This window comes from Mariniflexile jejuense (genome assembly GCF_042675665.1).
GTDB classification, from domain to species: Bacteria; Bacteroidota; Bacteroidia; order Flavobacteriales; family Flavobacteriaceae; genus Mariniflexile; species Mariniflexile jejuense.
The window spans coordinates 627,628-641,060 of the sequence record NZ_JBHTJI010000001.1; the positions used below are offsets into that span (position 1 = coordinate 627,628).

The following is a 13,433-nucleotide window of genomic DNA, read 5'->3' on the forward strand; positions in this document are numbered from 1 at the left end:
TTTATATAGCTTTTGCTTTTTTGTTTGCTTTGATTAACGAGGTATCATAACCAGAAAATCGTTTCATATAATACTCAATAGTAGTACCGAAACTATCTTCAAAATTATCAATACCGTAGCTTCTTAAGTAGTTTTTTACACTTCCTGCACCAGCTAAATGTGCAGCAGCCAAAATACCAGATTCAGTAATAAGAATACCGTTTAGTTTTTTACCAACAAAGTTTTTGATGTCTCTGCGTAAAATCCATTTGTTACGCGACGTATTAGCTACAAAGGCTTTTTCTTGAAGTTCTGGGTTTTTTAAAAATAATGATGGATTGTGAACACCTATTAATTTTAAAGTTTCAGACCCGAATTGGTATTTGCCCAAATATCCTAAGGCATTAACTGTGAAATAATCACCTCTTGATTCTTTAAAAGCTAAGGCTTCTTTAAACCCTACAAACGATTTCCCTAAAATAGGCGAAATGGGTTTATTTAAATCGATTGACGCTACAGCATTATCTTTAATGCTATGGTCTTGACTTACAGTATAATTTAACTCTAAACCACTTGTTGAGTACTTACTTAAATCTATCTTTTCATTTGATGAAAACGACACGAACAATAGAATACATATTGTTACAGTTAGCATTAAGTAACTTGCAATACTTTTTCTCATAGTTTATAAATTTCTTCAACATTAATACATGGTAAAAATGCCTGAAAATTTGAGCGTGCAAAATTAGATATTTTTTTAATTATATCAAAATTAATCGTTTAACTACTTTTTTTAATAGTAGAATAGATGAAATACACACCCATTTTTATTGAATTCTAGAGTTGGAAAAGGTGCTTTTATCATGTTAACAACATCAAAAATTGACCTTAACACTTTTGAATTCGTTTTAATGTTTGATAAATTTACATCTAAACTTAAATAGAATTGACGTTGCCTTCCTAAATTTGTTAACAACTGATTGTCAATATCTTCTACACCTGTCAACATGCCGTCAGCCCCATATCCTACTGCAATGTTCAACCATTTCGGAATGTTTTTTTCTTTGAAAAATGAATGCACATTTGCACTTAACCAATAGGTTTGCCCGTTATAGTCCTTCAAAACCTGCTCCAAAAAGCCTTCACCAAGTTTATCTGGACGTTGTAAAGCATACTTAGTTTGATGAAAAGAGAACTTTAAAGCAATACGTTGTTCATTCCAAAGTAATTCTTGACCAACATACAAGCCTGTACCTGATGCATTTGCTAAAATATCTCCCCAAGAAAATCCCCATTCTTCAGAAAAACCATCTAAAATTTCAACAGTTGTTAAAAATGTAAAGCCTAATGTTGAACCGTAAATTAATTGGTTTTTTTTGCTTACACCGCTCCAATTTAAAAGCTGCGCACCATGTTTACCTAATTGATAAGATGTAAACACATGCCCAATTTTATCCATTTGAAGCCATTCGGTATTATCATCAATCGTATGAAACTTAGAACGTTCATAATCTGCATACCAAAGTTGATTTAAACCAATTAATGAGATGCTAGCAAGTGAAGCTTCTGTAATAACAATAGCATTTCTTCTTGGTTTATTAAGTGTATCAGATGGTGTTAAAAACGCATCGTATTTAGATTGAGACCATAATGCCGTTGGTACTAAAACAACTAATATCAGATATTTTAGTGCTAAACCATTCACTATTTATTAATACCTTGAGACGATAAATAGCGTTGATATTCTATGGCATTTGCATTATGCTGGGATAAGGTTTTAGCAAATTTGTGAAAACCTAATCGTTTAGCATCTGCACAGAAATATAAGTATTGATGCTTTTCAAAATTTAAAACTGCATCAATTGCCGATATATCTGGCATGGCAATAAGCCCTGGTGGTAATCCTAAATTTTTATAGGTATTGTAAGGTGAAACAATGTCTTTATGAATATTTAATATGCGTTTTATTACCACATTTTTATATTCTGGCAATTGATATGCTGCAAATTTTAATGTTGGATCTGCTTGTAATGGCATACCTATTTTAATACGATTTAAATAAACACCTGCAATTCGTGGTTGCTCGGAAGCTTGTTTAGATTCTTCATATACTATTGATGCTAGCGTAATAACCTCATCGCGTGATAAACCTAAAGAAACTGCTTTTGCTTTTCTAGCATCGGTCCAAAAACGGTTGTATTCTTTAAGCATGCGTTCTCTAAATTGAGTTGCAGACGTGTTCCAGAAAAATTCATAACTATTTGGTAAATACATACCCAAAGCTGTCGCATTTTTAAAACCGTTTTTAGCTAAAAAATCAGCATCAGTAAATGCATTAATTAATGATACACTATCTGCTTCAATTTGAGTACTAACGCGACCTGCTAATTTTTCTAAAGTTTCTTGATTATTAAAAGATAACTTCACAGGTAAATTATTACTTCTAATAGAATTAATAATATCGTTATTATTCATGCCTTTTTTGATGGCATAACGACCTGCTTTTATATTGGTAATATATTTTTTTTGTTTTGCAAGTGCGTCAAATGTGTTTATATCTTTCAATAATGGTGCTAATTGTTCCCTTACATCTTCATAAGTTGCATTTGTTGATACAAAAACATAAGCTGTATCATTATTAAAAGCGGTGTTTGAATTCATCATAACACCATAAATATAGTAGGCAAAATAAGCTGCAATGGCTAACCCAATAAATACAATAGCTAGAAGTATCTTTTTTATATACATTTAATTATTTATAAGCTGAAATATATACTCGTTTTTATAAGAACCGTTTACCAAATTCCAATCCTTTTTTAATCCAATATTTTGAAATCCTTGTTTAGTAAAAAGCTTTATACTAATATCGTTTTCTTCTGAAACGTTACAGTATAACTGATGCAAACCCAAATGAGAGAAACTATAGTTTACCAATAATTTTAAAGCTTCACTGCCAACCCCTTTTGCTCTATTTTTAACATCTTTCACCAAAATGCCAACACCTGCTCTACTATTTTTAAAATCGAAATCGAACAAATCTATCATTCCTAAAGCTTCTTCATTATAACTAGAAATAACCAGCCTTAATTGTTTTACTTCAAAAATATCTTTATGTGATTGCTCTAAATACTGCTTAATTAAAAACTTAGAATATGGTGTTATGGTATTGCTTATTTCCCAAACAGATTCATCATTTTCAATAGTATGAATAAACTCTAAATCCTCGGGTTCTAAAGCACGTAAATAAATATGTTCTCCTTTAAGGGTAATCATAAATTTCCGCTAAATACATAAGTTGCTGGTCCAATTAGCCATACGTTTTTATAAACGCCATTTTCTACATCAAACGTAACTTGCAATTTGCCACCTTGCACTTTTAAAGTGATTAGGTTTTTATCGGTTTGTTTTAATGAATGCATTGCTATGGCTACCGCTGTAACACCTGTACCGCAAGATAACGTTTCATCTTCAACACCACGCTCGTAGGTTCTAACGGCAAAAATTTGATCGCTTATTTTCTTTACGAAGTTTACATTACTACCTGCTTCATTATATGGTGCGCCATATCTAATAGTTGCGCCTTTTGTTTTTATATCAAAATCTTCAATTTGCTCTTCAAACTGCACATGATGTGGCGAACCTGTATTTAAAAACACATGGTTTTCGTGTTTTTCAACGGTATCAACGTCCAACATTTGAAGTTTTACAATACCATCTTTAATGCTTGCGTGATGCAACCCATCAATAGCTTCAAAAACAGCGGTATCTGTAATTACACCTAATTGTTTTGCAAACGCTACTAAGCAACGTCCACCATTTCCACACATGGTACTTTCATTTCCATCGGCATTGTAGTAAACCATTTTAAAATCTAAATTGGGATGATTTTCTAGTAAAATCAAACCATCAGCACCTACACCAAAACGTCTGTCGCACAAAAATGCGATACGATTGGTATCTTGTTTATTGAATGTTTGTTGACGATTATCAATCATCACAAAATCATTTCCCGTTCCTTGATATTTGTAAAAAGTCTGTTGCATAATAAAGCACAAATATAAAGAAGTCTTTTCATGATTTACGATTTTTGATTAACGATTTATGAGTAACAAATATTGAGCAACGAGTTATGAGTAACGATTTACGATTAAGGAATAACGAGTAACGAATAATGTTGTGATTGAAAACTATTTATTTTTTTCTTAAAGACGCAAAGCTGAACGAAACCTAACTTTTGCTTAGATATTGAATTTTACACTTTGAGACTGTAACTGTCGTTTTTTTAATTATTAATTATCAACTGTTAATTGTTTTGCGTTAGGGATTGCAGTGGAAAGCCCACAGCGAGGTACGAGCGAGGACTTGTAGCGAAAAGCCCGACCCCTTTTCGGGGTAACGCTCCAATTATTGCCTGAATTACGTTTGTTAAACAGGCGTTAAAGTTGACGTTAAAAAAAGTTAAAACCGTTTTTTTAATTCAATAAAAAATTAATTTTAATCGTTCTTTTAATAAAACATAAATAGAAATAAATATGAAGAAGATTTTATCATTAGTACTCGTTTCTGCATTGGGTGGCGCTTTAACACTTGGTGCTTATAAACTTTTTTTAGAGCCTGAAAACAAGTTATTTGTTACAAGCGCAAGCTCAAATCCATCAATATTACAAACAAGCAATGTTGCCAATTTATTAAATTCTGGAGAAGCTCCCGATTTTACAATAGCCGCAGAAAATGCTATAAATGCGGTTGTGCATGTTAAAAATGTATCTATTAGCAGTGGGCAACTATCATTACAAGACTTATTTTCTGGAAACAGTACACCACGTGCTCAAATGGGTACAGGTTCAGGTGTTATTATTAATGCAGATGGGTATATTATTACTAACAATCATGTAATTAATAATGCTGATGAATTATCGGTCACTTTAAATAACAACAAAACCTACAAAGCTGAAATTGTAGGTTCAGATCCAAAAACGGATATAGCACTTTTAAAAATTAAAGCTGATGAAGATTTACCATTTGTAACTTTTGCCGATTCCGACCAAGCTAAAATTGGCGAATGGGTATTGGCAGTTGGTAATCCATTCAACTTAACTTCAACAGTAACAGCAGGTATTATTAGTGCCAAGGCTAGAGATTTATCGGGCACAAGTTCACAATCATTTATTCAAACCGATGCAGCTGTAAACCCTGGAAATTCTGGTGGCGCACTTGTAAATGCCAGAGGTGAACTTATTGGTATTAATACAGCAATTTCTTCGCAAACAGGTTCGTATATTGGCTATTCTTTTGCTGTTCCTAGTAATATTGCACGTCGTGTTATTGAAGATATTATGGAGTTTGGCAATGTGCAAAATGGCATACTTGGTATTAGCGGTGGTTCTTTAAACAGCGAATTTGCTGATAAAATTGGCGTTAACGATACAGAAGGTATTTATGTTGATAGTGTTGTTGAAGATTCTGGTGCTGAAAAAGCCGGTATTAAAAAAGGCGATATTATTAAGGAAATTGACCGAATTAAAGTATCAAAGTTTGCCGATTTAACAGGACATATTGGTGCAAAACGTGTTGGTGACAAAGTTTCATTAAAAATTTCTAGAGATGGTTCTCTAAAAACAATTGATGTAACCTTAACTAGAAACGAAACTCTAACTTTGCCACTTGTTGGGCGTGTAAAAAATACCAAACAAGACGATTTGAAAAAACTAAAAGCTTCAAATGGCATTAAAATAATTGAGTTAGATAAACAATATGCCGAGTATTGGAAAAAGAATGGTGTAAAAGAAGGAGCTATTATCACATCAATTAACGATACTAAAATTAATTCGGTTGATGATGCCCAAGAAGCAATCAAAAACAAATCGGCTTACGAACCTTTACGTATTGAGCTTATAAATTCTAACGGCGAAAAAGAACGTTATAATTTTAGATAATATTCTAAAAAACTTTTAACCTAATAACCTCTTAAAATGGAATTTTTAAGAGGTTATTTTTTTGTTAAAATAGTTTACGAAAACGTTTGAGTTACGGTATTTTTGCCGAAATTTACATAAACAACTAAACCATTTTAAGAATGCCTTTCAATAAAAATTATGAAAAGGAATTAGCCTTTCAAGCAGATCGTAGAAAAGCCACAGTAGAATTTATAAAAATAGTTAGCGACTTATGGTACGATAAATCTATTGAACTTGTTATTTTCAGAAATCAATTAATAGACAGAAATGTGAGCCAAATTTTAAACCTACATGAATATGCCGGTAAATTTGTTCAAAAACCCATTTCTATTTTCGATTCTGTTGAAATAGCACAAGCCATTAAAGCTATTGATATGCCACCTGCCAAATTAGACATTGGAAAACTAACCTACGAATATCAATTAGAAGATAATAACAATTTAACTCCAAGAGGTTTTATAACCAACAAATTAAAAAACGCTAGTAAAGCTGAAAATTTTAAACCTAAAGACGTTGTGCTGTATGGTTTTGGTAGAATTGGCAGATTGGTAGCACGCGAACTTATGGCGCGCACAGGCAAAGGAAGTCAATTACGTTTAAGAGCCATAGTTACTCGTGGTGCTATTGATGCTGAAATACTTGAAAAACGTGCTGCTTTACTAAGAAATGATTCGGTTCATGGCGATTTTTCGGGTTCGGTAGCTGTTGATGCTAAAAAAAATGCATTAATAATTAATGGCACAACCGTAAATGTTATTTCTGCCAACAACCCAGAAGACATTGACTATACACAGTACGGTATTAACAACGCTTTAGTAATTGATAATACAGGTGCATTTAGAGATAAAACGGCTTTGAGCAGACATTTAAAATCGAAAGGCATTGATAAAGTATTGCTTACCGCACCTGGTAAAGAAGTACCTAATATTGTGTATGGTGTTAATCACTTAGAAAACAATCCAGATACAATTGATATTTTTTCGGCAGCATCATGCACAACCAATGCAATAACACCAATTTTAAAGGTAGTTGAAGATTCTTTCGGAATAAAAACAGGACATATTGAAACCATTCATGCATATACCAACGACCAAAATTTAGTTGATAATTTTCATAATAAGTACCGTCGTGGTCGAGCTGCAGGTTTAAATATGGTAATTACAGAAACTGGCGCAGGAAGTGCAGTTGCAAAAGCATTACCTAATTTGGCTGGAAAACTAACATCAAACGCAATTCGTGTACCTGTACCTAATGGTTCTTTAGCAATTTTGAATTTAGAGTTAAAAAATAAAACGTCTATACATGGCATAAATACTATTATGAAAACCTATGCTTTAGAAGGTGATTTGGTTGAACAAATTAAATATGAATTAAGTGACGAATTAGTATCAACCGATATTATAGGCTGTTCAGCACCTGCCATTTACGATAGTAAAGCAACCATAGTTAGGCCTGATGGCAAAAATGCAATACTATATATTTGGTATGATAACGAATATGGCTACAGCCACCAAGTAATAAGACTAGCCAAATACATTGCCAAAGTAAGACGATTTACTTATTACTAAATAAAAAATCTATTTTCTGTTTTATAGCGCATATAAATTAGCCTCATTTCACGAGGCTTTTTTATTAATTTTAAACTATTTATGAACAATATTTTTTAACTTGTAAGCCTAAATAAACCGAAAACCCATCTTAAAATGAATTTTACAAAACCTATATCTTTATTAATCCTATTAGTATCCTTCATAAGCTACGCACAAACGCAAGAAACCGAACCCGATAAATTATCACTAAACAGTGGCACACTTGATAATCAATTTGAATATGTTATAACAAAATCGGGCAGTTGGAATAATGAAGGACAACCTTATAGAGTTATAAAAGCGAGTTGGTTAACCGATTTAAAAGCACACACACTCGATTCTATACAAGCCCTTCGTAAAGATTTAATAGCTACTAATATTACTCTAAAAGCGCAAGCACAAGAAATTACCGATTTAAAAACCAGTTTAGCAACCACAAAAGAAACCTTAACCAATGCTAAAGGTGAAAAAGACAACATGTCTTTATTTGGTGCTCAAGTAGGAAAAAGTAGTTATAGCGCTATTATGTGGTGTATAATAGCACTATTATTACTTTTATTGCTCTTCTTTATATATAAGTTTAAAAACAGCAATGTAATAACTAAAGATGCGAAACGCGCACTTTCTGAACTTGAAGATGAGTTTGAAGAACACCGCAAAACAGCCGTTGAACGCGAACAAAAAGTACGACGCCAATTGCAAGACGAAATAAACAAACAAAAAACAATTAAACCTAAAAAGTAGGTTTTAATATTTTAAAAATAACTTTAAAAAATCTGTAATTCATGTTACAGATTTTTTTTAATTACAACCTTAACTTTGTGAAAAAATCAGCTAAATTCGTTTAAAAGTTGATAAAGTTTATTGAACCTGAACTTTATCTTTGCATTGGCTTTAATAAAAAAACAAACCGATTGAATTTGAAATATACTAAGTATGGACTGATAAATGCTCTTTTATCGTTAATTCCAATATTCCCGACTTTGACATTATTTCCAGGAGTTATAACTGCAATGGCAATTGAAAATACTGTAAATAGTTGTGAGACCAGTTACTTCATAGTTTTATGGAGTTCAATAATTTTAACAATTGTTATTACAGCATTATTTCTTTTGAGATTAGATAAAAAGACCGTGAAAACTAAAAAAAAAGAAAAAATAAATTTCGGACTATTGAGTTTACTGATTTACACACTAATTAATACAGCTGGACTTATTTTAATTCTGGGAACAGATTTAGCATGCCATGGAGATGGACAGACAATTTTAGCTTGCTTGCTTTCAGGTCCAATAGCTTCATTATTTATTATTGTTTTGGGACTGATTAGTGATTTGAAAATAAAAATAACTAGTGTCAACTCTGTATAAAAAAATTACTAGTTTTCGCTAAACTAGAGTTAGCTGTTCATTTGTTAACTTCTGATTTTCCTTCGGAAAACCTTAATACTCAAAAGTGCAACTTTTCAAGATATACAAATACGTTAAACAAAACAACCTCCATTTCCCTGCCTAAACTCCAAAACGTTTTAAAACTTCATCTTTATAAGTATCGCCAATAGGTATTTGAATACCATCAACAATAATTTTTGTTTTCTGCAAGGCTTTTATAAAATCGATATTCACAACATAAGACCTATGCACTCTTATAAAACGTACTGATGGTAGTTTATCTAAAATATCTTTAAAACTTGATAAAGTTAAAATAGCTTTATCAGTTTCTGAAGTATAAATTTTTATATAGTCTTTTAAACCTTGAATGTACTTTATGGTATCGACATTTATTTTTATGTTTTCGTATTCCGATTTTACAAAAATAAAATTGTCTTGGGTTGTGCTTTGCCTTATTTCTAAAATTGGTTCTGGTATTGAAATGCTTTTAGTTTCTAATTCATACTTTTCTTTAGCACGTGTAACTGCTTTTATAAACCTATGAAACGGTATCGGTTTTACCAAATAATCGGTGGCGTTTAGGTTAAAACCATCTAAAGCATATTGCGGATACGCTGTTGTGAAAATAAACTGTGGCATATTATCTAACGCCTTTACCAAATCTATTCCTGTTAGGTTTGGCATTTCAATATCTAAAAAAATTAAATCTACTTTGTGCTTGTTTAATAGCGTTATGGCTTCTAAAGGGTTTGTGCATTTTACAACTATTTCAAGTCCGCCAATTTGTTTAATGTAAGACTCTATAACATCTATTGCTAAAGGCTCATCATCTATAATTACGCATTTCATTTGTTAATTATTTTATGGGCTAATATAAGTTGGTTGTAGGTGTAATAAACTGCTTTTAGCTTAACTTTAGCATTAAGTTTACAACAAACCTGTTATCTTTTTCGGTAACCTCAAGCTCATGTTTGTTTGGGTATAAAAGTTCTAAACGTTCTTTTGTGTTTTGTAAACCAATACCCGAACTGTCTTTATCGGTTTTTCTACTACCTATAATGTTTATGCATTTAAAGTATAAATCTGCTTCGTTTACATTAATTTCTATCTTAACTTCTGTATGGCCTTTAAAATCTGTTCCATATTTAAACGCATTTTCAATAAATGAAATAAATAGCAATGGTCTTATTTTTTGATTGGTTATTGTGCCATGTATATTTAAAGTTACATCTGTATTATTAGCAATTCGTAAACGTTGTAACTTCAAGTAATTTTGAATATACTCCAACTCTTTTGTTAAAGTTACAAACTCGTTATAGGTTTCATACAACATGTAACGCATTAATTCTGATAACGTAATGACAGCTTCGGGCGCATCATTCGATTTTTTTGTAGTGAGTGAATAAATACTATTTAATGAATTGAATAAAAAATGTGGACTTAATTGATGCTTTAAAAAGTGAAGTTCTGTTGCTGATTTTTGAACTTCAATTTCAGCTTTTTTGCGTTCATTTCTATTCCATTCAGTATAAACTCGTAGTGCTGTTCCTGTGGCAACCAAAAGCACGTTAAAAATAAATGGACCAATAAGCTTTATTTTAAAAAAAGGTTCGGTTCTGCTTTTAGGAAACGGGGTGAAGTTAGGGTTTTGTTGAAAACCAATATTAGGTTTAAAATCGGGCGCAAACTTACTAAATAATAAGGTTGAAAGCATAACCAGTGTTAACACCAAAAAAATATACAATCGCGTTTTTTTTTGAAGTAAAAATTGGGTAACTAAATAAGAATAATTAATATAAAAAAGTGCTATGTTTCCTATTAAAATAAGCACAATCCTACTAAACATATCTTCAGATTGATTTCTTGGTTGCATTAAACTAAAGCAAATAAATACCGCCCATATTGAAATATGCAACAGTATTTGCCTCCGTTTTCGATTGTCTTGAACATCTACACTTTCCATAATACTAATTTATACAGTTTAATTGAATACCGAGTTGTTTTAACTCTAAAAGTGTAATTTTTGGATTTATATTATTGTTCAATTTTTTCTTGACTAAATTGGCTACTTTTTCGGCATCTTGATAGGTGCAAAAAGACTGATTGCTTTGAATAGTTGGAATATAGTCTTGCTTTATTAATAGCTTATCATTATAACTTATACTATAACCAAAACCTGCATTGGTTTGATATACAGCTGTTTTAAAAATTTCTGCTTTACTAGAAAACCTTGTGTTTTTCACAATAAAAAAAACTAAAACAACACTTAAAATTAGTAAAAAGGCAATACTATATTTTACTTTATTATTCATCAACTTAAAATTAAAAAAAGAAACCCAAAGCACTCATTTTATGTTTTAAAGAAGAGCATGTGCTTTGGATTTCTCCAAAAAAACTACTAATCAAACAAATTTTTTAATTGTTAATCTTCATCATCATAATCATCTTGAGGATATAGCTCATAAATATCATCTAAATACAAACTTCCAGTTCTGCCCATCAACACATATCCTCTACTGCCGTTAGAAAAAGCTACAGCATCTTGACGAACGGTTGCTTCTAGAGCTGTTATTTCTTCCCATGTATCTAATAATGGATTGTATTCCCAAGTTGTGCCTATAGCGCCACCATAATAACCTGTACTTATGTATCCTAAACCGTTGATGCTAAATCCTACGGCGTTAGATCGGGTTATTATATAATCATCCTCTTCATCTAAATCTTTTTTTCGTGTCCAAACCTCGGTTGTTGGGTCAAATTCCCAAAAATCAACTTTATACAAACCATTGCTTACACCTGTTCCTAAATACACTTTATTATTAATAACAAATGTTGTAGCATCAATTCTTTTTTCTCCGCCAAAACCAACAAGTTCAGACCAAACATCGGTTTGTGGATTGTATTTCCAGAAATCTTTTTTATCATTATCACCATCATTTCCTGTACCAATGTAACCCATTCCATTTACACCAAATTCTACTGCAGCACGCCTAACACCGCCACCAAAATTGGCTTTTTGTGTCCAAATGTTTGTGTTTGGATTGTATTCCCAAAAATCGCCCAATTCGTCATCACCGTCATAACCTACACCTACATAACCTTTATCATCTATAGCAAACCCAGAAGCAGAACTTCTACCAACACCAGGGAAATCGGCTTTTTGCACCCAATAATTACCTTCTATATTATACTGCCAAAAATCATTTAGGTAATCATCACCATTATAACCAGTTCCCATATAGCCAAAATCGCCAATTGTAAAACTTATAGCATTACTTCTTGGTGTTCCATCAAATACTGAACGTTCTTGCCAGTTTCCTCTATCTTCACTTGAATCATCAGATGAGCAGCTTAAAAAAGTGATTGTATTAATTGAAATAATTAATATGGCTATAAAGCTTGTTTTATTGTTTTTCATAATTTATTTTTTTTTATTTTTTTAAATTGAATGTTATTCCTGCTGAGAAAAAAGGTTTTGATGTGGTATTGAAATTAAATACTAGAGCATCATCACTGTTAAGCAACTTATACTTATTAGAAAATGCATAACCGCCTTTGAAGGAAATACCCCAATAATCATCCATTTCATAATTATAAGCTAAAGCTAAAGACGTTGATGAAAAGGAAATTTTATCAGCATTTGTAGTTTGATTTACCCTTATTTTATCATTTAAATTAGCATAAAAACCATCAACCAAAAACACCAATTGAATGGCATTTATAGCGTTAATTGTATAATTGGCAAAGGTTTTTGGAAAGCCAACTCCGAATGAAAATTTATTAGTTACCTGTTTTGTGTAACTTACAGTTGGTAGTAAACTAGGTTTTCCTGTAATAGTTGTGTAACTTAAACCTAGGGTTAATGTTTCGGGGTTTTCTTCGTTTCCTAAGGTTTTTGCTACAAATACATCGCCTGTAAAAAGTAAATCGTTTTTGGTAGCTGCGTTTGTTAAATTAGATACTATAGCTGCTTTGGCACTGGTAGTTAATAACCATGTTTTGGTAATTGGAAGCTGGTATTTTAACCCATAACTTATATCATAAAGATTTGAAATAGCCTCGGTTGAAAAACTAAAATCTGTTGTGTAATTAAAACGATAATTATTAAAACCTAAACTATTTGTTAATACACCTTTTTTTAACGTAGTTGGTATATTAAATTTAAAATCTGTTTTATAAAAATCAATATCATCATGTCCAATTGGTGCTAAGCCATAATTAAACGATGCTAAGTTTTCACTTAACTGCGCATATGTTTTGTTTCCAACCGAAATGATAAAAGCTACCATGATAATTTTCTTCATGTATCAAATAAAAATTTTGTCAAATCTATTTTTAACATGTAATAAATAAAAAGATAATAGCTGTTCTAAGGAATAGTCTATACAAACACTTATTTTTTTAAGACAAACACTAAAAACCAAAATTGGTAGTAACAATTAGCCATTTGGCATATTAAAATACAGACTTGGTATAACTAATTTTAGGGATGAAAGGTGTTTAATTAAGTTCGCTCAAAA

The 13,433-nt window shown here is 31.5% G+C and carries 14 protein-coding genes; 4 read left to right on the plus strand and 10 right to left on the minus strand.

Annotated features, from left to right (window positions below; translation table 11 throughout):
* Position 1 precedes the first annotated feature (1 nt).
* From ACFQ1R_RS02770 to dapF, 5 genes are all read right to left on the minus strand, one after another.
* Entirely contained in the window at positions 2-661 is a 660-nt protein-coding gene (locus ACFQ1R_RS02770) for a peptidoglycan-binding protein LysM (protein ID WP_379924585.1), read from the minus strand.
* Between the two features lie 111 nt (positions 662-772).
* Positions 773-1,684 carry a DUF2279 domain-containing protein gene (locus ACFQ1R_RS02775; RefSeq protein WP_379924586.1) on the minus strand — a complete coding sequence of 304 codons (912 nt, stop codon included), beginning with the start codon at positions 1,682-1,684 and terminating at the stop codon, positions 773-775.
* On the minus strand, positions 1,684-2,727 hold the full coding sequence (mltG, locus tag ACFQ1R_RS02780; RefSeq protein WP_379924587.1) for an endolytic transglycosylase MltG: 1,044 nt from the start codon (positions 2,725-2,727) through the stop codon (positions 1,684-1,686). The genes ACFQ1R_RS02775 and mltG overlap by 1 nt, the downstream gene beginning before the upstream one ends.
* Positions 2,728-3,252 (minus strand): GNAT family N-acetyltransferase, encoded by a 525-nt coding sequence (locus ACFQ1R_RS02785; protein WP_379924588.1) that lies wholly within the window; start codon positions 3,250-3,252, stop codon positions 2,728-2,730. It abuts the gene before it with no gap.
* Positions 3,249-4,022: a diaminopimelate epimerase gene (dapF, locus tag ACFQ1R_RS02790; protein WP_379924589.1), complete on the minus strand. Its 774-nt coding sequence runs from the start codon at positions 4,020-4,022 to the stop codon at positions 3,249-3,251. Before dapF ends, ACFQ1R_RS02785 begins: the two co-directional genes overlap by 4 nt.
* Before the next feature lie 489 nt (positions 4,023-4,511).
* On the opposite strand from dapF, the gene ACFQ1R_RS02795 reads away from it, so the two are divergent.
* The 4 genes from ACFQ1R_RS02795 to ACFQ1R_RS02810 all read left to right on the plus strand — a co-directional run bounded on the left by ACFQ1R_RS02795 (position 4,512) and on the right by ACFQ1R_RS02810 (position 8,892).
* Complete coding sequence (locus ACFQ1R_RS02795; protein ID WP_379924590.1) at positions 4,512-5,915, plus strand: trypsin-like peptidase domain-containing protein; 1,404 nt, start codon at positions 4,512-4,514, stop codon at positions 5,913-5,915.
* A 140-nt stretch (positions 5,916-6,055) separates the two neighbouring features.
* A complete protein-coding gene (locus ACFQ1R_RS02800; RefSeq protein ID WP_379924591.1) occupies positions 6,056-7,504 on the plus strand; it encodes a glyceraldehyde-3-phosphate dehydrogenase in 1,449 nt (482 codons plus the stop codon).
* Between the two features lie 135 nt (positions 7,505-7,639).
* Entirely contained in the window at positions 7,640-8,269 is a 630-nt protein-coding gene (locus tag ACFQ1R_RS02805) for a tRNA (guanine-N1)-methyltransferase (protein ID WP_379924592.1), read from the plus strand.
* Positions 8,270-8,445: 176 nt separating this feature from the next.
* Entirely contained in the window at positions 8,446-8,892 is a 447-nt protein-coding gene (locus ACFQ1R_RS02810; protein WP_379924593.1) for a hypothetical protein, read from the plus strand.
* Positions 8,893-9,033: 141 nt separating this feature from the next.
* On the opposite strand, the gene ACFQ1R_RS02815 is transcribed toward ACFQ1R_RS02810, so the two are convergent.
* From ACFQ1R_RS02815 to ACFQ1R_RS02835, 5 genes are all read right to left on the minus strand, one after another.
* A complete protein-coding gene (locus ACFQ1R_RS02815) occupies positions 9,034-9,762 on the minus strand; it encodes a LytR/AlgR family response regulator transcription factor (RefSeq protein ID WP_379924594.1) in 729 nt (242 codons plus the stop codon).
* A gap of 55 nt (positions 9,763-9,817) precedes the next feature.
* Positions 9,818-10,876 (minus strand): sensor histidine kinase, encoded by a 1,059-nt coding sequence (locus tag ACFQ1R_RS02820; protein ID WP_379924595.1) that lies wholly within the window; start codon positions 10,874-10,876, stop codon positions 9,818-9,820.
* Positions 10,877-10,880: 4 nt separating this feature from the next.
* Complete coding sequence (locus ACFQ1R_RS02825) at positions 10,881-11,225, minus strand: DUF4907 domain-containing protein (protein ID WP_379924596.1); 345 nt, start codon at positions 11,223-11,225, stop codon at positions 10,881-10,883.
* Between the two features lie 110 nt (positions 11,226-11,335).
* Positions 11,336-12,331: a Kelch repeat-containing protein gene (locus ACFQ1R_RS02830; RefSeq protein ID WP_379924597.1), complete on the minus strand. Its 996-nt coding sequence runs from the start codon at positions 12,329-12,331 to the stop codon at positions 11,336-11,338.
* Between the two features lie 13 nt (positions 12,332-12,344).
* The gene (locus ACFQ1R_RS02835; protein ID WP_379924598.1) at positions 12,345-13,217 is read right to left on the minus strand and encodes a DUF6268 family outer membrane beta-barrel protein; all 873 of its coding nucleotides are present in this window, start codon (positions 13,215-13,217) and stop codon (positions 12,345-12,347) included.
* Positions 13,218-13,433 lie beyond the last annotated feature (216 nt).